The sequence below is a fragment of the Croceifilum oryzae genome (genome assembly GCF_030814315.1).
Taxonomy (GTDB): domain Bacteria; phylum Bacillota; class Bacilli; order Thermoactinomycetales; family Thermoactinomycetaceae; genus Baia; species Baia oryzae.
On the sequence record NZ_JAUSUV010000001.1, the window covers coordinates 358,444 to 381,474 of the forward strand.

At 44.2% G+C, this 23,031-nt stretch carries 9 protein-coding genes and 1 pseudogene; 9 read left to right on the plus strand and 1 reads right to left on the minus strand.

All coding sequences use genetic code 11. From position 1 onward, the window contains the following. The first annotated feature begins 28 nt into the window (after positions 1-28). The 9 genes from J2Z48_RS01705 to J2Z48_RS01745 all read left to right on the plus strand — a co-directional run bounded on the left by J2Z48_RS01705 (position 29) and on the right by J2Z48_RS01745 (position 22,182). Positions 29-3,406, plus strand: coding sequence for a non-ribosomal peptide synthetase (locus J2Z48_RS01705; protein ID WP_307250371.1), 3,378 nt, complete (start codon positions 29-31; stop codon positions 3,404-3,406). A gap of 71 nt (positions 3,407-3,477) precedes the next feature. Beyond that, complete coding sequence (locus J2Z48_RS01710) at positions 3,478-3,666, plus strand: hypothetical protein (protein WP_307250373.1); 189 nt, start codon at positions 3,478-3,480, stop codon at positions 3,664-3,666. Between the two features lie 95 nt (positions 3,667-3,761). Further along, positions 3,762-11,069, plus strand: a complete 7,308-nt coding sequence (locus J2Z48_RS01715; RefSeq protein ID WP_307250375.1) for a non-ribosomal peptide synthetase — start codon at positions 3,762-3,764, stop codon at positions 11,067-11,069. 91 nt (positions 11,070-11,160) lie between these two features. Then, positions 11,161-15,627 (plus strand): non-ribosomal peptide synthetase, encoded by a 4,467-nt coding sequence (locus J2Z48_RS01720; RefSeq protein ID WP_307250377.1) that lies wholly within the window; start codon positions 11,161-11,163, stop codon positions 15,625-15,627. 30 nt (positions 15,628-15,657) lie between these two features. Then, a complete protein-coding gene (gene sbnA, locus J2Z48_RS01725) occupies positions 15,658-16,620 on the plus strand; it encodes a 2,3-diaminopropionate biosynthesis protein SbnA (RefSeq protein WP_307250379.1) in 963 nt (320 codons plus the stop codon). Between the two features lie 26 nt (positions 16,621-16,646). Next, positions 16,647-17,615 (plus strand): 2,3-diaminopropionate biosynthesis protein SbnB, encoded by a 969-nt coding sequence (gene sbnB / locus J2Z48_RS01730; protein ID WP_307250381.1) that lies wholly within the window; start codon positions 16,647-16,649, stop codon positions 17,613-17,615. A gap of 45 nt (positions 17,616-17,660) precedes the next feature. Then, on the plus strand, positions 17,661-18,431 hold the full coding sequence (locus J2Z48_RS01735; RefSeq protein ID WP_307250384.1) for a ParB N-terminal domain-containing protein: 771 nt from the start codon (positions 17,661-17,663) through the stop codon (positions 18,429-18,431). Positions 18,432-18,454: 23 nt separating this feature from the next. Further along, a complete protein-coding gene (locus J2Z48_RS01740; protein ID WP_307250386.1) occupies positions 18,455-21,553 on the plus strand; it encodes a cyclic peptide export ABC transporter in 3,099 nt (1,032 codons plus the stop codon). Positions 21,554-21,609: 56 nt separating this feature from the next. Beyond that, positions 21,610-22,182: a GNAT family N-acetyltransferase gene (locus tag J2Z48_RS01745; protein ID WP_307250389.1), complete on the plus strand. Its 573-nt coding sequence runs from the start codon at positions 21,610-21,612 to the stop codon at positions 22,180-22,182. 96 nt (positions 22,183-22,278) lie between these two features. Here the strand turns inward: J2Z48_RS01745 and J2Z48_RS01750 are convergent. Next, positions 22,279-23,031 (minus strand): annotated as a pseudogene (locus J2Z48_RS01750) (hypothetical protein); the annotation flags it as partial.

Consider the following 23,031-nt stretch of genomic DNA (forward strand, 5'->3'; position numbering starts at 1 on the left):
AAGTCTAGAAAGGTGGTGTGATGGCAAAATGATCGTTTATGACAAAGAGATGTTGGAGCGAAAGCAGTATTGGTTGGATACATTTAGCGGTGAACCTGCTTTTCCGGATGTGCCATCTGATTTTCAGTCAACGGATCCAATGCCTGAGAGAGCAAGTTTGTCCGTATCGGTGGATCCAGCTGTGACGGCTTCGTTACTCCGCATTTGTAAGGATTCGGATATGCTGATGTATACGTTTTTATTGGCTGTTGCAAAAATCTGGCTGTATAAATATAGCGGTCGGTACGAAATAGGGGTGGGTGTACCGTCACACCGTCCTACTCTGAAGTTGGTTCCAGTTGTTTCTAGACTGGAGCCAGCCCAATCAGCCAAGCAAGTGATTCTAGAGACGAAACGAAGTTTGACAGAAGCTTATCAGAATCAAGAGTTCCCGATTGTCCAACTATTGGATGAGCTAGGGGTTAGTAATACGAATGAGCGCCTGCCGTGGATGAAATTGGTTGTTTCACTTGATCAAATTCATGATCCAGATTTCGTCGAAGCAGAGGCTCCTGATTTAGCACTGATGTTTAGCAAAGAAGATGGCGTGTTATCTGCACGCTGGCTGTACAATCCAGCACTGTATAGGGAATCTTCACTTGAGCAGTACTTCGAGCATTATATGCAAGTTCTTCGTTCGGTCTTGGTCGATTCCTCGATTCCCGTTCATCAAATTGATCTCTTAACAGGGATGGAGAAGAGGCAATGGGTTGTGGATTGCAATGATACGAGTGTGGATTACGAGCGAAATGCAACGTTAGCGGAGTTGTTTGAGCGACGAGTGGCACTACATCCAGAAGCGATTGCGGTTGATGATGAAGATCGTCAAATGACGTACCGTGAGTTAAACGAAGCGGCTAATCAATGGGCGATAGTGTTACGAGATAAAGGAGTACGTGTGAATCAGCCCGTTGGGATTATGTTGGAGCGGACGGCTGAACTCATTATCGCTATCTTAGCGGTGACCAAAGCGGGAGGGATGTATGTTCCATTATCGACAGATTATCCGGCTGAGCGAATCCACTATATGTTGGAGGATAGCGGCTGCCTAATTGCACTAACGAAAAGGAGTTTGTTATCCGGGATCGACTTTGCAGGTGAATGGATCTGCTTAGATGATGAAGGAGCGAGCCAAGAAAGCAAAGAGAATCTATCGCTTCAAAATAAGGCGACTGATCTAGCCTACATGATTTATACATCTGGTTCCACCGGGGCGCCAAAGGGTGTCATGATTGAACATCGCTCTGTACATAATCTGGTGGTAGGGCACGAAAAGTTGTATAACGGTCAAATCGATTCTCACGATCGCTTTCTTGTCTGTACCAATATTTCATTTGATGCAAGCATATTTGAAACGTGGTTACCACTCCTAGTAGGAGCTAGGCTTGTGATGTATGCAGGTGAAAAGTTTGATGTGATGCGTCTAGCGGCATCGATGGAACAGAAGGAGACAACGGTTGCCTTTATGCCTCCTGCATTGCTGAATCCACTTTACGATGAATTTATCGAATCTGGTAGGAAATTTCCGCTTACGAAGATGTTCGTAGGTGGGGAAGCGCCCAAAGGAGAGCATCTGGAGAAATATGTAGCGCTTAATCCAGAATTAATGCTGTTGAACGGCTATGGTCCCACAGAAACGACTGTTATCTGTACAGGTTATTTTTATCAATCGAAGGATTCTGTGGATCCAAGTGTGCCGATTGGGAAGCCCATGGCGAACACACAAATGTATGTCTTGAATGCAGATATGCAACCTGTTCCGAGAGGGATTTTGGGTGAGCTATGGGTAGGAGGAGACGGGATAGCGAGAGGTTACTGGAATCAACCAGAGCTTACCGCAGAACGCTTTGTGGATAATCCGTTTCATCCAGGGACGAAGATGTATCGTACGGGAGATATCGTGAGATGGCTTCCGGATGGCAACCTGCAATTTAATGGACGAGCTGATCATCAAGTGAAAATCCGTGGCTATCGGATTGAGCTAGGTGAAGTTGAAAATCGTCTTGTACAGCATGAGGCGGTTAAAAATGCGCTTGTCTTGATAAAAGAAGATACGCAGGGTGAGAAATATCTGTGTGCTTATGTAGAGATGAGTAGTGAGGCGACAAATGAGGTTTTGGTTGAGTGGATTGCGAAACGATTGCCCATTTATATGGTTCCAAGTGCTTTGGTGAGAGTGGATACGTTCCCACTCACACCAAATGGAAAAATAGATCGTCGTTCTCTTCCAGAGCCAAATCAGTCTTCTGCCACGATGTACGATAAACAAGACTTCCTAGAACCACGTAACGAGTTAGAGCAGACCATGGTGAAGTTATGGGAAGAAGTGCTACAAGTAGAGCCGATTGGTGTGTTTGATAACTTTTTTGCGATGGGCGGGCATTCACTGAAAGCACTCAATCTAGTGAATAAAGTGACCAAGATGTTCGATAGAAGCTTGCCGTTATCCGTACTGTTTAAGAATCCAACCGTGGCTTCGTTATGTGAGGTACTTCAATCTCATTCCGACGATGCTTCAGGGAACTTAATCTTGCTGAATGAAGGTGACGAGTCTGTTCCTCCGTTGTTTGTGGTTCATGGACAAGGCGGTGGAATCATCAACTTCGTCCATCTAGCTCAGGAGCTTGAATCGAAACGGACTGTCTATGCTTTCCAAGCACTTGGTTACGATGACGAAGAACCGATTGAGTTACATGTAGAGCAGATGGCGGAGAGGTACATTGCGGAAATGCGTCAAATTGCCCCAACCGGTCCGTATCACTTGATGGGCTGGTCCTTTGGCGGGATCCTCGTATATGAGATTACGAAGCAACTAGAGGAACAAGGCGAAACCGTAGCTTATCTAGCTGTGTGTGATGTTAGACCACGCTCTCACGAAGCGTTGTCAACATGGGATGAAGAACGTGATCCGCTCATTCGGTACGCATTACTTCAAGGACTAGACGAAAGCCGTTTAGCGGAACTGAGTGAAGAGCAGCAGCTTCGAGTCTGCCAACAATTGATCAGTGAAGAAGTGTCGGATGGTGTACTAGAGGAAGAAACGTCCCTCTCGAAGCTACGTATCAACGCGATTAACGGTCTTGCGCTTAGAAAGTACCAACTTGTAGGTTCTATTCGCGCTGATATTCACTTGTTCTTAGCTCTAGAGGATAGCTTGCTTCAAGATGCGCGGGCAGAAGAGATTGTGGCGCTTTGGTCAGGGTTAACTGAGGGTCAGGTGAAATATTCATTAACCGGCGGTGATCACTACTCTATGCTTGAGCCACCACATATTAAGCCGTTGGTAGATATGATTTGTGGGCAGTTGGAGTTGCATGCTGAAGAGATGAAAATCTTGTTGATGAATCAGGAAATAGGGACGGATTAGGGATTATGTATTAGTCGGTTGTGTATTGGATGGAAGTTTGTTGGTTAACGATTTATTGGATGAGCGAGAAAATGATTAACAAACTAGGGGCAATGTATCTGGTCACTGCGATGTTAGTGAGCCTACCTAGCGCAGTTCTTCGAAGAAAGGGAGTTTTGTGGCAAATGTTTGAGCGGTTTTTGCGAGTTTTTGCCACTTGTCCGAGCGAAGAAGGACGGAGCGGACTTGCTTTTCCACATCCTCGTGGGCTCACTATTTGAGCTGTGGACAGATACATGCTCCGAGATTGCTTCAACGAAACAGCTAATCAATTGCACTCTATTAGTAAGAGAATACAACAGAAGGGAAGAAAACCATGCTAACCAGCACCAATCAAGAAGTCAGTAAATATGAATTGTCACATACCCAAAAACGCTTTTGGTTCACCGAACAACTTGAATTTGTACAAGAAGCCAAAGTAAACGCAATGGCCCACGTATCCACTGCATTTACCTTAAAAGGAAATCTAAATACCGCCCACTTCCAACAAGTACTAAACGAGCTAGTCAACCGTCATGATACCTTACGTACCTGCTTCCGCGAAGAAGACGGCAAGCCATTACAAGTGATTTACTCCCATATCGACTTCAACGTACTCATGATCGATCTCACAACAGAGACGGGAAGCGCGCAATCAGAATTCCTACAACGCTTAGTCATCGCTGAATTAAACAAACCATTCGATTTAAATGAGGCACCGTTACTACGCGCTACTTTATATAAATTATCCGAGTCAGAGCATATGTGTCTCATCGTTGCACATCACATTATCGCGGATGGCTGGGCGATTGATATCCTGATGACGGAGCTAGCATCGCTCTATCATGCGAATGCAAATCAATTACCCAATCCACTTGAACCACTAGCGATTCAATATAGCGACTTTGCACACTGGCACAACGAGATGCTAGACGGAGGAGAGCTGGACGACCAACGTCAATTCTGGCTTAATCGCCTAGCGGGTGAGCTACCTGATCTCAACTTCCCGCTCGATTATTCGAGACCGTCGATGCAAAAGTTTGAAGGAGACACGGTTCCACTCAAGATTGAGGGAGAGCTGATGCAGAAACTAAAGGAAACTTGCGAGAAGCTAGACGTTAGTCTCTATATGTTTCTACTCGCTTCGTTTAATGTGCTTCTCAGTAAGTACACGCGGAATACAGATATAATCGTGGGAACCTCGCTTTCGGGGCGTGTTCATCCTGAAGTATCGAATCTTATCGGTTGCTTTATTAACGCCCTGCCCGTGCGGAATGAGGTGAAGGGAGAAGAATCGTTCCAAGACTTTGTAAAACGGATCAAACAATCGGTGCTAGAGATCTATGCAAATCAAGAATATCCATTTGATCGGATTGTAGAAGAATTAGGGGTCGAGCGGAATCTGAGTCGTAATCCGATTTTCGATGTCATGTTTGAAGTACATACATTGCGAACAGATAAACATGCAGAAGTAGCAGTGAGTTCGGATCTTACGCTGTCATTTGAAAAATCATTAGACCATATCCGTTACTCTGGATTCGACTTTGCTTTTGAGCTATTCCAGTCAGAAGGAAAGATAGATGGTTATATCCAATACTGCACGGCTTTGTTTAGGCGAGAAACGATCGAGCGCTTAAGCCGTCATTTTGTTCAGTTAATCAGCCATGTGATAGAGAAACCCGAGCAAAATGTATGTGAAATTGACATGTTATGTGACGAGGAAAAAAGAGAAGTTCTAGAACAATTTAACTACTTGAAGAGCCCATATCCTGTTCATGTTCCGATACAACAACTATTTGAGGAACAAGTAGTTCGCACACCTGAAGCGATCGCTGTTAGCTTTGAAGGGGAAGAACTTTCATACAACGAGCTAAATGAACGGGCTAACCGCTTAGCACATCACCTGCGTTCACAAGGAGTAGGCGTGAATCAATTCGTCGCCGTCGTAAGCGAGCGAAATCTAGATTGGTTGACGACGATCCTCGCGATATTCAAAAGTGGTGCTGCGTATGTGCCTGTCGATCCGAATCTTCCGGACGAGCGAATTTCCTATATTGTCCAAAATAGTGAATCAAAGGTAGTGATTACACAATCCGCATTTGTGGAGCGTTTAGCACCTTATACCGGTGAGATAATCGAAACGATGATCTCCTTGGGCGAGCAAGATCTGAGTGGCTATAGCCCTGAGAATCTGAAGATAGCAAATACATCGACAGATCTTGCTTACATGATCTATACATCAGGCTCTACAGGAAATCCGAAAGGAGCTTTGGTACGTCATGACGGCATGATAAATCATCTGTACGCGAAACTCGAAAGTCTCGGCATCGGAGCAGAAGATGTGGTGGTGCAAAATGCATCGGTCAGTTTTGACATTTCCGTGTGGCAAGCACTTGTTGCGCTCTTAGTCGGAGCGAAGACTTCCATCGTTTCCTTTGAAGTGGCGAGGGATCAATCCTTACTACTAGAGCACTTGCACAAAGAGCAAGTAACGGTACTGGAAACGGTTCCGACTCTCCTATTTGCCTTCCTTGATACGGTGAAAGGACTAGGCGAATCAGATCGGGAGTTGCCACAGTTACGCTGGATGATCGCCACGGGGGAAGAGCTTCCTGTGAAGCTAGTAAACAGTTGGTTTGAACTATATCCGCATATCAAGTTGATGAACGCCTACGGTCCTACAGAGTGCTCGGACGATGTAACCCAGCATGTGATGTCTGGGCGAATTGAATCGGAGCAACGCGTTCCGGTTGGGCAGCCACTTTCTAATTTGAACTTATATGTTGTGGATCAATATAACCACCTAGCTCCTGTAGGGGTAAAAGGGGAGATTTGGGTTAGCGGAATCGGTGTGGGTGATGGTTACTGGAAAAATGAAGAACTCACGAAAGAGAAATTTATTTCCAATCCATTTTTAGTCGATCCGTCCCATTCTCGCGTATATCGTACAGGCGATTTGGGTCGTTGGATGCCAGATGGATCAGTGGAATTCTTTAGCCGTATCGACTTCCAAGTTAAGGTTCGCGGTTTCCGAATCGAACTAGGTGAGATTGAAAGCGCGATTGGCAACCACCCGCAAGTAGACGAAGTAGCAGTGATCGTGAAGAAAGCGGCTGATGGTGATAATACGTTAGTTGCATTCTACACAAGTAAACAGTTACTAGAATCGAATACGCTACAAAGCTATCTACGCGACATTTTGCCATACTATACGGTTCCGACGCATATCATCCGCATCGAACGAATGCCTCTTCTCACAAGTGAAAAAATAGATCGCAATGCATTAAAGAAGTGGGAGATTGAAGAAGGTACAAGGCGAGGTGTAGCACTGCCGACGACTCAAACGGAAGTAGAAATCGCTTCGATTTGGCAAGAAATTCTCGGGCTGGAGCAGATTCATGCTGACGATAACTTCTTCCATATCGGAGGTCACTCGATTAGTGCCGTTAAAGTGATCAACCGAATCCGGGATCGTTTTCAAATCAAGATGGCGTTGCAACAAGTGTTTATCACGCCAGTGCTTAGTGAGCTATCAGCGGTCATTGATACAGAGGTTGTGAATCTAAATAGCTCTGACATGGACGATGCCAAAAAGATGAGCAATAACCTGTTACAGCCGATGCCGAAACAAGAGGCGTATCACCTAGCCCCTGTCCAGTTGCCAGAGTGGTACTTGCATCATCTTGAACCAGACAATCCATTTTACAACGTCAGCTTTGATGTGATGTTCCACGGTGATATGAATCTAGAGGCATTTGAGCGTGCATGGCAGACGATTGTGGATCGTCACGCGGTGCTACGAACTTCTTTCCGCAACGATAATGGAACCCCGCTCCAAATCGTGGCTCCGAGTATGGAAATGAAACTTGCGAATCTGTACGAAGATTATACACATGTAGCAGAAGAGAAGATCCACGAGGTGACGAAGGAACGCGCCTATGCACATGCGAACCAATTGTTTAACTTCGAGACTGGACCATTGTTTTATACCAAATTAGTAGAGTTCCCAGGTAAGCAGTTTCTCTTTATGTTTGTAAGTCATCATATCATTTGGGATGAAACGTCCTCGATGAACTTGATGAGAGAGTTTAATGAGTTGTACAACGCATTTGTGACCCAGCGTGAGCCACAATTACCAACGCTTTCGATTGACTATGTCGATTATGCCCAGTGGATGAATCGTTCGATAGAAGAAGGATACCTAGAAGAGCAACGTCAATATTGGTTGAAGAAATTTGCTGATGCTCCGCGAGGTCTTGATCTCCCGACTGATTATCCGAGACCACCAATGGTTACGTTTAATGGCGGAACGATTCTAGGAAGATTCCATCCAGAGTTGCAAAAGCAGGTTACTGATTTTTGCCAGCAAAACAATATCACTTTGTATATGTTCTTGCTAGCCGTTCTAAACCTATACATGCATCGTTTGAGCGGGCAACAGGACTTTGTCCTTGGCTCTCCGATTCAAAATCGTGACGATGTGAAGCTTGAGAATATGTTGGGCTTGTTTGCGACCGCGATACCGTTACGTTGCCTTATTGAAAAAGAGATGACGTTTGAACAGCTCGTTGCCCAAAGCAGACAAACGGCGATCGAAGCATACGATAACCACGTGTATCCAAGTAATTTCGTGGTAGAGCAGATCGAAGCAGAAGTAGATCTATCGCGTTCGAAGCTGTTCTCGATCATGTATGGACTACAAAATAACAAGCAAAATCTCGTGAAGAGTCTTCAGTTTGAAGGGCTTACTTGCAACTTTAAAATCTATGACTTTATCGAAAGTAGTTCTCGTTTTGATTTGACCTTTGCTTTTGACGAATTGGAAAGTGGTATTGAAATCAATCTGAACTACAACTCTGATCTGTTTAAGAAATCAACCGCAGAGCGGATTGCACAGCAATTTATCTTGTTGACGGAACAAGTTGTGATGGCTCCGGAAAAAGCTCTCCATGCTTATTCGTTAGTAACAGACGAAGAGAAGCACATGATCGTGGATGAGTGGAATCAAACGGATAGCGAGTTTCATGAGCATATCTGTATCCACGAGAAAATCGAGCAACAGGCAGAGAAAACACCAGACCATATAGCGGTTCAGTATAACCATCAAACCCTCAGCTACCGCGAGTTAAATGAGCAAGCCAACCAATTAGCACATTTGCTACATGAACTTGGTGTGAAATCAGAACATAAGGTAGGCATTACCTTAGAATCATCCGCGGATATGTTAGTAGCACTCGTAGCCGTATTAAAAGCAGGGGCTGCCTTCGTACCCGTAAGTCCAGAACTTCCCACGAACCGTCAAAAGACGATTATCGAACGGGCAGGCATTGAAGTGCTGATTACGAGGAGTGAATTCGATAACGGTGATGTAGGGTTTAGTGGACAGTTGGTGCTAATGGATGCGGATCGCTCTCGAATCGACATTCAACTGAAGAAAAACCTAGATTTACCAGTCGCTTCGAATCAGTTGGCTTACGTGTTATTCACCTCAGGGACAACGGGTATGCCGAAGGGGATCGAAGTCGAGCATCGTGGTGTGATCAACTTATTTGAGTGGAGTGGACGGAAATATTCACTCACTAGTGAAGATGCAACGCTGTTTATGACTCCGTACACCTTTGATGCATCCTTACTTGAAACGTTCTGGCCGTTGATGTTTGGAGCGAAAGTAGTTATCCCGAATAAGGACGAGCTGAAGAATCCGATCGCCATAGGTAAGTTGGTGGCAGAGCATGAGATCACGATTCTCCAATTTGTACCGGTATTGTTAGAAGCGTTTGTCAATGCGAGGAAGAATGGCGAGTTTCCACAAAGCCCATCACTACGTTATGTCATCTGTGGTGGAGCCTTACTCACACGTGAGTTACGCGATAAGTTTAGCAGCCAATTTACCTGTCAGCTAAGCAATCATTATGGTCCAACAGAGGTAACGGTTGACGCGATTACGTTTGATTGCAGTGAGCCATTTGAAGGCAACGTGGTGCCAATCGGGAAGCCAATTGGCAATGCCAAAGTGTACTTGTTGGATGAACAGATGAATCTTGTACCGGTAGGGGTACCAGGCGAAATCTATGTTGCTTCCGCTGGTTTGGCTCGTGGGTATTTGCTTGATGTGGATGCGACGAATCGAAGCTTTGTGCCGAATCCGTTTTCTACCGATCCTCAGTCACGCTTGTATAAAACAGGGGACGTTGCCAAATATCTCGAGGATGGAAACATCGTTTATATGGGGCGGATCGACAACCAAGTGAAAGTGCGTGGGAATCGAGTAGAGCTGGAAGAAGTAGAAAATTGGTTATCTTCGCATGATTCCATCGCCAACTGTGCGGTCATTCATATGAAAGATGAGCGAATGGACGGATTGGTGGCTTATGTGGAGCTAGACCAAGAGGGCATTCCGCTTCAAATGGGAGAAGAGAAGTTGAAGCTATACACTCTTTCCCAGATTCCAAGCGTAAAGAGTCGCATGGACGAGCTTCATCTATCAGCGTGGCCTGCCTATTTCGCAGGGGAAGAAGTGCAACGTGAATATTGGCCGAAGCTGTTCCATCAATTCTCCGAGTATCAATTTACGTTGATCGATCAAGCAGGACATGTGGTAGCGGCAGGAAATACGGTTCCTATTTTCTGGAACGGGACGAACGATGACTTGCCACAAGGTTGGGATGCTGGCTTAGTGAAAGGCTTTACGGATGCAGAGGCGGATGTGGAGCCGAATACATTACTCGTCCTAGCTGGAGTAGTCGATGAGGTGTATCAAGGTAAAGGGCTTGCTGCGATGTTGGTAAAAGCGTTTAAACAATTGGCACTTGGACACGGACTAGAGCGTTTGATCGTCCCTGTACGTCCAACGGGTAAACACGCCTACCCAGACCTCAGCTTTACGGAGTACAGTGAACTGCGCCGAGAAGATGGACTGCCGATTGATAACTGGCTACGTACACATGAACGTATGGGCGGAAAAATCCTCCAAGTAGCAACTCACTCTCAATATGTAAAAGCGAGCGTCGCGGATTGGCAACAATGGACAGGGACTCACTTTACCCAAAGTGGCGCTTACTCTGTGCCTGATGCGTTGCAAAAGGTAGAGGTCAATTTAGAGCAGGATGTCGGAGAATACTGGGATCCAAGTGTATGGATGGAGCATCCGGTATCATCGGATACACCGTATGCATGGGAATATATGAATCCCGAGAAGATCCAAAGCTTCCTAAAACAGTTCATGCCGGAGTATATGGTGCCGCAACAATACATGTTTATCAGCCATATGCCGCTTATGAATAGTGGGAAAATCGATAAGCTAGCGTTACCAGAGCCGACTCTTCATCTTCATAGCCAAAGAGAGTTCGTCCTACCACAAAGTAAAACCGAAGAAGAGATTCTAGCGATATGGAAAGAGATTTTACAGCTAGATGAAATTAGTGTAACGGATAACTTCTTTGATCTAGGCGGTCATTCGCTGAAAGCAACGCAAACGGTTACGAGATTGACGAAAGCATTTGGCATCCAATTTAATCTTCGAGAATTGTTCCAAGCGGTTACCGTTCGTAGTTTGGCTCAGTTAGTAGAGTCAAAACGAGAATCGCAACCGGCTAGCGAAATTTCCTTCAAAAAAGTAGAACGACGCACCAGAAGTAGAAAATAGTTTCCTATGAAGTGATGTTGGGTGGGGTAGTCCCTACTGGATAGATGGTTCTACTCATCCAGCATCTTTAAATAGCAAAAGGAGTAGAGGTATGGCGAACGTAGAACTATATGAGTCTTCTTCTGCACAGAAGCGACTCTATTTGATTCATCAATTGCAAGCAATGAGTACTGCCTATAATCTCCCTCTCGTGATGATGGTAGAGGGGACATTTGATAAAGACCGCTTTAACGAAGCAGTAAACAAGCTGATTCAAAGGCATGAGGCTCTCCGAACGAGCTTTGTAGAAGAAAAAGGTGAAGTGTTACAGCAGGTATACGAGTCGATTGATACGACGGTGATGGATCGGGGAATGGTAGAAGAGAAGGATATCGAAAAGCTTGTGCAGTCGTTTGTTCAGCCTTTTGATCTACAAAAAGCTCCGTTGCTCCGTGTAGAACTGGCTGATCTTTCAACAAAGAAGCATCTTTTGATGATGGATATTCATCATATCATTGCCGACGGTACTTCCATCCGAACGATGCTGGAGGAAATTCTCGCTTTCTACAACGGAATGGATCTGCCAGAACTAGATGTACAGTATGTGGATTTTGCGATTTGGCAGAATGATTTCTTCCAATCTGAAGAGATCAAAGCCCAAGAAGAGTACTGGATGTCTACCTTTCAAGAAGAAGTTCCTGTGCTTCAGCTACCACTCGATTACCCGCGCCCCCCTGTGCAAACATTTACCGGTGATCGGCATTCGTTTACCCTTGATGCGGCATTGACCGCACAGATTCAAGCATTTGCACGACAAGAGGGTGTGACACTTTATATGTTTTTGCTAGCAACGTACAACTTGCTACTAGCAAAATACAGTGGTCAAGAATCAATCGTAGTGGGTTCACCGATCGCAGGGCGGAAACATGTAGAGTTTGAGCGAATCGTAGGCATGTTTGTCAATACACTCGCGATGCGCAATGAGCCGAAAAGCGATAAAACATTCCGTGCTTTCTTACAAGAAGTGAAGACAAATGCGCTAAAAGCATATGACAATCAAGACTTCCAATTTGAAGAGTTGATTGAACGCCTAGGGATTACACGTGATCGAAGCCGACATCCATTATTTGATACGATGTTAGCCGTACAAAATACGGATAAAACCGCGATTGAGTTTGCCGGTCTCAGCTTTACCCCTTATGAATTAGAAAATAAAACCGCTAAGTTTGATTTGTTTGTTGAGGTATTGGATCATGAGCAGGAATTAGAGTTCCATCTTCAATACAATACTGGACTATTCCGTGAAGAAACGGTGAAACAGCTTGCCATTTATTTGGAAAACCTCATTCGAAATGTGTTATCTCAGCCAGAGAAGAAGTTATTGGAATTCGAATTAGTGACAGAAGAAGAGAAACAACAGCTTCTTACGTTGGGATCAGGGTGCAAGTTGGATTCTCCAACCCATAAAACGATGATGCAATGGTTTGAGGAGCATGTAGATAAAACGCCGGATCATGTAGCTCTTGTGTATGGTCAGACGCAACTTACTTATCGTGAATTGAATGAACGGGCGAATCGTCTTGCACGAACTATAAGGGATAAAGGAATCGTGTCGGATCAATTTATTGGGGTAATGTCGGATCGATCGATTGAGATGCTCGTTGCTATCTATGCGGTGTTAAAAGCAGGTGCAGCGTATGTGCCTCTAGATCCAGACCTACCGGTCGAACGAATTGCTTACATTTTAGATGATAGCAAGACGCAAGTGCTGTTAACTCAGGAAAAATATCGAGGAAAATTAGACTTTACGGGTGAGACCCTCTATCTAGAAGATGAATCCCTTTATCAGGGCGATGGTAGCAACCTAGAATCCATTAACACTCCACAAAGTATCGCCAATGTCATCTATACATCGGGTTCAACAGGCAATCCCAAAGGTGTGATGATTGAGCATCATAGCATCGTGAATCTATTATGTGCGTTGCAAGATCAATACCCATTTGGTGAAACAGATGCCTATTTACTAAAAACCACTTTTGCCTTTGATGTGTCTGTGGCGGAGCTGTTCGGCTGGTTTTTCGGAGGACGACTTGTCATCTTGGATCAAGGGCTGGAAAAAGACCCATTTAGCATGTTACGGGCGATTGATCAATATCAGGTAACCTATCTGAACCTTGTCCCATCGATGCTTTCGATCCTTCTAGATACGATCACTGAGGACAAGCTAGCAATGTTAAATAAACTAAAATACTTATTTGTTGCTGGAGAAGCGATTACGCAGCCTGTTATTCATAAGTTTTATCAGCTTACTAACACGGTTCAGCTTATAAATCTATATGGACCTACTGAAATGACGGTTTATGCTTCCGGATACCCTTTAAGCAAAGAAGAGGATCATATCTATGTTCCGATCGGAAAACCACTTGCGAACATGGAGGCATATATTGTAAATAGTCACTCACAGTTACAGCCAACCGGAGTCATGGGCGAGTTGTGTTTAGCGGGTAGAGGGATGGCAAGGGGTTATTTAAATAAGCCAGATCTGACCGAAAAAGCCTTCATTGATAATCCACATCGTCCTGGTACCAAGATGTACCGGACAGGTGATATCGCGAAATGGCTTCCTTGTGGAAACATCCAATTTTTCGGGCGGATCGATCATCAAGTGAAGATTAGGGGCTACCGGATTGAGCTTGGAGAGATCGAAACGAAACTATTAGAGCACCCAGCTATTCAAAAAGCGGTAGTAGTGGCTCATAAGAATGAAAGAGCTGACTCTCTATGTAGCTACCTCGTTTCAGATAGTAAATGGACTCTATCAGAATTGCGTAAGCATCTAGCCAGGTCTCTGCCTGATTATATGATTCCTTCCTACTTTGTGGAATTAGAAGCGTTGCCACTCACGCCGAACGGAAAAGTAGATAAGCGAGCTTTACCGTACCCAAATATTGAAGATCAAATTCATAAAAGATATATTGCTCCAACCAATCAGGAAGAAATCGTCGTAGCCGAGATCTTTCAAGAGATACTGGGCGTAGAACGGGTTGGAATCGATGACCATTTCTTCGAATTAGGTGGACATTCTCTCAAAGCGACCATGCTCATTTTACATGTTCATAAAAAGCTAGAAGTAGAGCTACCGATGCATGTGGTCTTCAACCGACCTACAGTGAAAGAAATAGCAGAGTATATCCGAGGCGCAGAAGCGCATGATTATTCTTCCATTCAACCGACTGAGAAACAAGCCAATTATCCGGTGAGTTCAGCTCAAAAAAGGATGTTTATCATGAACGAAATGGCTCCTGATAGTACGGCTTTTAATATAACCAGTACGATGGTGACCCAAGGAAAGCTTGACTACGGTTGGTTCGAAAACATATTTAATCAACTCGTGCAGCGCCACGAATCCCTACGTACTTCGTTTGAACTCGTGGCTGGAGAACCGGTTCAGATTGTACATGATGAAGTTGCTTTTGGGATTGAAGTGATGGAAGCGAAGTGGGAGAACGTAGATCAATGGATGAAACGCTTCATCCGCCCATTTGACTTGAAGAAAGAGCCGCTTATCCGTGTTGGATTGATTCAAGTAGAGCCTACTGTGCATCTATTCATCATCGATATGCATCATATTATTTCGGATGGAACCTCAATCGGCATCATGATCAAGGAATTTATTCGCTTATGCCGCGGGGAAGCTCTCTCACCATTACGCATTCAATATAAAGATTTCTCTGCATGGCAAAACGATGCCTTACAGTCTGAGATAACGAAGAAACAGGAAACGTACTGGCTGGAGCAATTTCAAGGCGATATTCCAACCCTACAGTTGCCAACAGATTATCCACGTTTAGAATCTGTTGACCACACAGGAAATTCGATCGAGTTTCAGGTAAGCAAGGAACAAGCCGATCTGTTGCATCAATTCTCACATGAAAACGAGACCACTCTCTATATTCTCTTACTCGCCGCATACAATATCTTACTTTACAAATATACAGCGCAGGAAGACATCATCGTGGGTACACCCATCGCGGGTAGACAACATATTGATTTAGAAAACGTGGTGGGGATGTTTGTGAACACGCTCCCGATTCGTAACCAACCAGCTGGGTATAAGACGGTTCGAGAGTTCATAACAGATGTAAAGAATCAAGTATTCGCTGCTTACGAGAATCAGGGGTACCCGCTAGAAGAACTCGTGTTCAAATTAGGAATCGACCGAGAGGCGAATCGTAATCCATTGTTTGATACCATGCTTGTGTTGCAAAACATGGAGCTTCCAGAGATTAAGGTGGATCAACTCCAGTTCCAGCCGTATGAAGAAGAGTCACAAACTTCGCAAGGAGCCTTAACTTGGGCGGCGATTGAAGGCGATGAGGGACTATCTCTAGTGGCGGAGTATCAAGTAAGTCTGTTTAAACAGGAAACGATCGAAACGATGGGGCAAGACTTCCTTACGGTGCTACAAAAAATGATGGAGAACCTGGATGAAACCATTATGGAATTGTCCATTCGTGAGAAACAAGAAACAGATGCATCGGACGCTTTAAGTGCGCTTGATGAAGAATTCGCCTTTTAAGGGTTGGGAACGGGGAGGATCGTCTAACATATGTTAGAGAAATTACAAAAGCTGGGTCATTTAGTGGGGAATACGCCACTTGTTCCATTAGAACATCCATCGATCCATCTATATACAAAACTGGAATATCATAACCTAATGAATAGTGTTAAGGCTCGAACAGCCTATTATATGTTATCATCCGCGATCAAACGGGGGGAGATTCACCAAGATACGACGTTGATCGAATCTTCGTCAGGCAATCTTGCGATTGCACTAGCAACGTTTTGCCAGTATCTGAAAATCAAGTTTATCCCGGTCATTGACCCCAATATTAACGGAGTGTATGAGGATTTATTACACTCCATCTCCTATAAAGTGGTGAAGGTGACGGAACGGGATGAGACAGGTGGATTCTTACTTACTCGCCTAAATAAAATACAAGAACTCCTTCACTCGATTCCGAATGCCTATTGGACGAATCAATATCAAAATCCGGATAATTTTCATGCCCACTATCACGGAATCGGAACCGAATTAGTCCAACATTTCGAAACGTTAGACTATGCATTTATTGGAGTGGGGACGGGTGGGACGATTTCAGGGATTTCGAATCGCTTAAAAGAGGCGTTTCCCAATGTGAAAGTGATCGCTGTGGATAGTGAAGGATCTGTCATTTTCAATGCTAAGCCTAAAAAGCGGTATATTCCTGGTATCGGAGCAAGTACCGTTCCTGAGCTAGTGAAGCGTGCGGTGATCGATGAAGTGGTTCATGTTTCGGAACAGGATACGGTAGATGGATGCCATCAACTATTTGAAAATCATGGGATCTTTGCGGGAGGATCGTCTGGAACATCGTATTATGCGATCAATCAATATTTCCAAGGTAAGACATTCGACCGAAAGCCAAATGTCGTCTTCCTATGCCCCGATAACGGAGTTCCTTATGTGCAGACGGTTTATAACACCGAGTGGATCAAGTGGCTATCAAATCAAGCAGCTTTCATATCGTAATCAAACATACATGGAGGGTTTACATCATGCTTTATTTAAATACGAAACACATCAAACAAATGGGTGTAGATTGGCATGGAACAGTGCGAGTGATTCATAATGCTGTCCAAAATTTGAAAGAAAAACATTTCGCGCAGCCGATTAAGCCTTACTTGCGATTTAAAGATAAAACCAATCGAATCATCGCGATGCCTGCCTACATTGGGGGCGATTTTGAAGCAGCAGGGATTAAGTGGATTGCTAGTTTTCCGAAAAATATTGATCAAGGCATACAACGTGCCCATTCGGTTACGATTCTAAATGATTCCGATACCGGAAAGCCTTTTGCTACCTTTAATACAGCGATCGTGAGTGGAATACGTACCGCTTCGGTATCAGGACTTATCATTCAAGAGTTTGCAAAAGTACGCGAACTAGCCGATGTAAAAGTGGGTATTATCGGCTTCGGCCCCATTGGCCAGTTACATCTTAGCATGGTTACGAGTCTACTAGGAGACAAAATCGCATCCGTCTCTTTATACGATAAAAAAGGGGTTAATCAAGAGCATATTCCGGCAGAGATTCTAGCTAAAACCAACATCGTAGATTCGTATGAAGAAGCGTATCAGGATGCGGACATTTTCATTACATGCACTGTTGCTGCAGAAGGATATATTGACCTGAAGCCGAAAGATGGCGCGCTCTTACTAAATGTATCGCTTCGTGACTTTAAGCCGCAGATTCTGGATTATACGAAATCGATCCTTGTGGATGACTGGGAAGAGGTTTGTCGTGAAAATACGGATATCGAAGTGATGCATCATGAACGGAATCTACAAAAAGAGGATACATACTCCATTGTAGATGTGGTTTGTCACGATGCGATGAACAGCCTCCCAACAGAGCAAGCCGTTATGTTTAACCCAATGGGAATGGCGATTTTTGATGTAGCGATTGCTAGCTACTATTACAAATTAGCTGTAGAAACAGGGTCTGGAGTCCAATTGGAAGATTAGGCACAGAAAATAGATTGGATTTTGGGGTAAAGAGGGGGTCCTACCATGAATAGTGTGATTTCTTCGCTAGCGTTAGTACCGGCGGAGCAAATTTACTTCCACGAATCACATGAGAATGAACGGTTAGAAAAAATATGCAAATCGATCACCGAAGAAGGCTATTTGAGTAATCCGCCGATTGCGATGAAGTTATCAGATGATAAGTATCTTCTATTAGACGGAGCTCATCGATTAATGGCCTTAAAGGCACTCGATTGTAAGCGGATCGTGGTCCAGTTAGTAGAAGAAAAGGATGTCTTTTTAAGTGCTTGGAATCATCTCCTCCCACAGGACTCTTGGTGGGAGGAATTACAACAGTGTCCTTATATTCAGTGGGCTACAGAACCGCTAGATCACAAATGGCTTGCTCATGTCGTGTTACCGGGCGGAGAAACATACTATTTATATTCTACGAATCATAGCGAAGATATGTTGGATCAATTAACAGCTTGGCACCATATTGTGGGACTCTATCAACATAGGTGTCATGTTCGTAGAATTCCAAATGGATCTCACATTGAACCAAAGCATGGAGAAATCTTTATCTGCTATCCACAATACACCTTAGCAGGATTAAAGAGAGTCGTTGAATTCAATCGACTGATGCCGGCTGGAATCACCCGCTGTATTGTAGAAGGTCGCTTACTTAATTTACGAATTCCATTGGAAATCCTTCAATCCAATCAACTTCCAGTGGAACAATGGCAGACGCTACGGAACAAGTGGATGAATAGTCTGCGTTTCTATACAGAGCCAGTCTACGTATGTGAAGCGTAAATTCATAGAAAAGGAGTGATGTTATGAAAGCTTTTAGGCTGATACTCCTAAGTATGATTATATGCTTAGGTAGCTTTACCCCACTACTAGCAAGTGCACAACAAGATCTACACCATACGACAGTAGACGAAGTAGAGCAATTTATAAACGCTCAAAAAGAGGCTGGGAAAATCCCTGGATTGGCTATTGTCATAACGCAAGGTGATAAAACCTTGTATCAAAAAGGGTTTGGATATGCCAATGTCGATCAACAAAAAAAGATCGAACGAAATACACTATTTGAGATCGGCTCAACCAGTAAGGCATTTACGGCTCAGGCTTTATTTCAGTTAGAAGAAAAGGGTCTCATTCGCTTAGATGATCTAATTACGAAGTATATCCCATGGCTTACGATGACGTATCAAGGGAAGCCCTCTCAAATCACTGTAGAACAGTTCCTCCACCATACGAGCGGGGTTCCGTTTAAAACCATTGGCCAAATCCCTAGTTCTACAGCAGACGATGCGCTGGAACAGACGGTCCGAAAACTAGTAGGTGTCGAATTATCACATCGTCCCGGTGAGAAATTTGAGTACGCCACTATCAACTATGATGTGTTGGGATATGTGATTCAGCGCGTTTCAGGACTTTCGTTTGAAGAATATATGAAAAAGAATCTCTTTCCAGAGTTAGGACTAAAAGATACATATATTCAAGGGAATGTGCCGATGGATCGGATGGCGACAGGATATAAGGCAGGCTTTACGAGAGCACTCGAATATAAAGCGCCACTCTATCGAGGGAATCATCCAGCAGGCTATGTTGTTTCAAGCATCGATGACATAGAGCAGTGGTTAAAGGTTCAAATGGGGAGTGTGAAGGTGAATGAAGCCGTTAGCAAACGAATCACAAGGTCACATGAACCAGACCGAAAAGTGGCACCGGATCTAGATGGTTCTTCTTATGCGGCAGGATGGTCCGTCTATCAAAATGGAGAGGGCGGACAAATCGCTCATAGTGGAAATAATCCTAACTTCTCATCTTTCTTTGCCTTTCGTCCAAAAGATCAACTTGGAGTAGCTGTTTTAGCCAACATGAATTCAGACTATACGGCTGCGATGGGTCAAGGAATCATGGACATGATGAATGCGAAAAAAGTGACCAAGCTCACTTCTGATATGTATGTGAAAGTGGACCAAGTTGCAACAGCTGTTACGTTTATTCTTGGGACCATGGCACTGATTACACTCTTCTTTTTATCTCGTATCGCGATTCAAATCTTCAAGGGGAAACGTACCTTTGTAGGAGTGCGATTGCGTACAGCCTTACTTACAATGGTGTTTCTCACTATCATGGGCGGAGCGTTTCTGGGAGCACTGTACTATCTACCTGAAGTCTTCTTTCAAGGGCTTCCGTGGAGCTTCGTCACTGTATGGGGCCCGATGACGATCCTGACAGCCGTTCTTTCACTTGGAGTCGTGGGCATCTTGTTTTGCCTGTACGCCTTGCTAGCAAAGCTTTTCCCAAAAAAAAACGATAAACCCATCTTTTATTTAGGTGTTCTTAGCTTAATTGGCGGTTTGGGGAATGGGCTTATTATTTTTATGATTAATTCGACTCTCGCTACGGATAAAGGGTTTAATCCGGCTTTATTTGGCTACTTTATCATGGGAATTGCCATTTATGTGATCGGCGAGAAAATGGTGCGAACCAAATTAATTGATATTACCAATAACATTGTCTACGAAAAGCGCATGGACCTGATTGGGAAGATACTCGGAACCTCTTATCAAAATTTCGAGTTAATTCCAGATGGGAAAATCTATGCCACGTTGAACAACGATACCGAAACCATAAGCCGTTTTTCTACGATTGTGATTACCGGGATTACTAGCTCTGTGACCTTGCTGTTTTGCTTTGTTTATCTAGGGTTTATCAATTTTTACGGATTACTCGTTTCGCTCGGGGTCATTCTTTTATCTGTAGGGCTGTATTTCATCATCGGTCGTTCTGCCAACCTCATGTGGGAGCAGACACGCGATATCCAAAATGTGTTTTTTAAATTTATCAATGATATTGTGGGGGGCTTTAAGGAGCTGTACCTACAAAAAGGAAAACGAGCAGACTTTCATCAAGCGATAGAAGAGAGCTGTGATGCCTATCGAACAAAAAGAGCTCTAGGAGAGAAGAAGTTTGTCAATGTCTTTGTGATTGGGGAGTTGTTGTTTGTCTTTGTCATCGGGGCTGTTGCCTTTTTCTTTCCGATCTTGTTTCCGGAGATTCAAAAAGAATCATTGATTAGCTATGTATTTGTCTTCTTGTATATGACGGGACCTGTCCATGGAATCTTAAACTCATTTCCAGAGTTGTTTCGGATCCGGATTAGTTGGAAGCGAATGAACGAATTAACGTTGGACCTCGCTTCAACCTCACAGGTGGAAGAAGTTTCGCCAAGTGTGGAGCAGGAGTGCAAGGCTGTTCACTCTCTACAGATTGAAGATGTGGTTTATCGATATAAAAGCAAATCAGGGGAAACGTTTTCCGTGGGGCCACTCCAGTACGAGTTTCAGTCGGGCGAAATTGTTTTTATCACCGGGGGCAATGGTAGTGGGAAGTCTACGTTGGCCAAGCTGATCACAGGGCTTTACTCCCCTGATTCCGGACAAGTTATGATGGATCATGAACGGATTCATTCGGCTGAAATTGGCTCTCATTTCTCTACTATTTTTAGCGATGTCTATCTATTTGATCGTTTATACGGGATCCATGCAGATCGCAAACAAGCTGATATAAAGCGATATCTCAAGTTGCTAGAAATAGAAGATAAGATATCAGTCGATGCAAACGGGATGCTTAGTACTGTAAACCTCTCAACGGGACAACGAAAACGGGTAGCTCTCATGATTAGCTATCTGGAAGACAAGCCTTTCTACTTGTTTGATGAATGGGCAGCGGATCAAGATCCAGAGTTTAGACGATTCTTCTACGAGACTTTGTTGCCTGATTTGAAAGATCGAGGTAAATGTGTGATTGCGGTTACGCATGATGATGGGTATTTTCATTTGGCGGATCGGGTAATTAAGATGGAATATGGTCGGATTTTGGACTTGGGTAAGGTGGAGGAGAGGACTTGCTTTATCTAAACAATGGTATAATGTACAAACATTTATGCTAAATAAAAAATTAAGGGGATATACATATGACAACTCATTTGGAACCAAACAAAACGTTTCCTATTCTAGAAACAGAGCGTCTCGTGTTAAGACAGTTTACCCCTGCTGATGCGAGAGATATGCTTGCTTACTTATCAGATCCAGTCGTGATGAAATACTACGGACTTGCTCCTTTTGAGTCAGAGCAAGACGCTCTGGATGAAATCGATTGGTATACAAGCATTTTCCAAAAGAAAACAGGGATTCGTTGGGGCATTACCCTAAAAGGAACGGATCAAGTTATTGGTAGCTGTGGCTATCTTAACTGGTCTACCCAACATTATCGCTCAGAAGTTGGCGCTGAGTTATCGAAAGAACATTGGAATAAAGGCATCATGACCGAGGCATTTCAAGCCATTCTCCAGTACGGATTTGACCACATGGCACTTGTCCGAATCCAAGGATTAATGGAACTAGAAAATATCGCTTCCCAGAAGCTATGCGAAAAAAGCGGCTTTATCAGAGAAGGATTATTACGGAAATATGAATATACAGTTGGGAAATTTGATGATATGTATATGTATTCGTTGTTGAAAGAAGATTTTTCAGTGGTATCGTAGTGAAAGGATTGTGTAAAAAGATAATCCCCTTATATGGCGAGGTGCCGTACAAGGGGATTATTTATAGTGAGATTAACGAATGTCTGGTATTTTTATTTAAGATATTTTGACAATGTTTACTGTTACAGCAAGTGATTCTTCAAATACTGCGTAATCATTTGTACCTTGCGTGTTAACAACTTGTAAGGTTCCAGGATTGATGTCTGTTGATAAATCAACAATATACGTTTGAGATCCTGTTAGGAAGTCAGAGACATTTTCAAAAGTCATCATAGAGCCACTCTGAACAATGTTATTTAAACGTAATGCAACGGATATCGCTCCTGGAGTGGTTGTCGGTCTAACAAAGACAGAATAAGAGACTAAATAGACGTGACCATTCGTTAACGTAATATCGGTACTTGTAGGCGTAAACGTAATATCTGCTCCTCCATTATTAACTAGTACAGTAGTTAAAGGAATAGCTACCGGGGAAGCTGACGTACCCGTTACACCTGTTATTCCAGTACTGCGTGCAATCAGCATATTACTGGTGTTAACAGCTCCCGTTGGTCCAGTCGCCCCCGTCACGCCGTCTGCGCCCGTTGGTCCCGTTGGTCCCGTTGCGCCTGTCACGCCGTCCGCGCCCGTTGGTCCAGTTGCGCCCGTCACGCCGTCCGCACCCGTTGGTCCAGTCGCCCCCGTCACGCCGTCTGCGCCCGTTGGTCCAGTCGCCCCCGTCACGCCGTCTGCGCCCGTTGGTCCCGTTGGTCCAGTTGCGCCTGTCACGCCGTCCGCGCCCGTTGGTCCAGTTGCGCCCGTCACGCCGTCCGCACCCGTTGGTCCAGTCGCCCCCGTCACGCCGTCTGC

Bases quoted from the DNA above. Each gene is read 5' to 3' on its own strand.
- J2Z48_RS01705 (WP_307250371.1), top strand. From the start codon at position 29: ATGATCGTTTATGACAAAGAGATGTTGGAGCGAAAGCAGTATTGGTTG.
- J2Z48_RS01710 (WP_307250373.1), top strand. From the start codon at position 3,478: ATGATTAACAAACTAGGGGCAATGTATCTGGTCACTGCGATGTTAGTG.
- J2Z48_RS01715 (WP_307250375.1), top strand. From the start codon at position 3,762: ATGCTAACCAGCACCAATCAAGAAGTCAGTAAATATGAATTGTCACAT.
- J2Z48_RS01720 (WP_307250377.1), top strand. From the start codon at position 11,161: ATGGCGAACGTAGAACTATATGAGTCTTCTTCTGCACAGAAGCGACTC.
- sbnA (WP_307250379.1), top strand. From the start codon at position 15,658: ATGTTAGAGAAATTACAAAAGCTGGGTCATTTAGTGGGGAATACGCCA.
- sbnB (WP_307250381.1), top strand. From the start codon at position 16,647: ATGCTTTATTTAAATACGAAACACATCAAACAAATGGGTGTAGATTGG.
- J2Z48_RS01735 (WP_307250384.1), top strand. From the start codon at position 17,661: ATGAATAGTGTGATTTCTTCGCTAGCGTTAGTACCGGCGGAGCAAATT.
- J2Z48_RS01740 (WP_307250386.1), top strand. From the start codon at position 18,455: ATGAAAGCTTTTAGGCTGATACTCCTAAGTATGATTATATGCTTAGGT.
- J2Z48_RS01745 (WP_307250389.1), top strand. From the start codon at position 21,610: ATGACAACTCATTTGGAACCAAACAAAACGTTTCCTATTCTAGAAACA.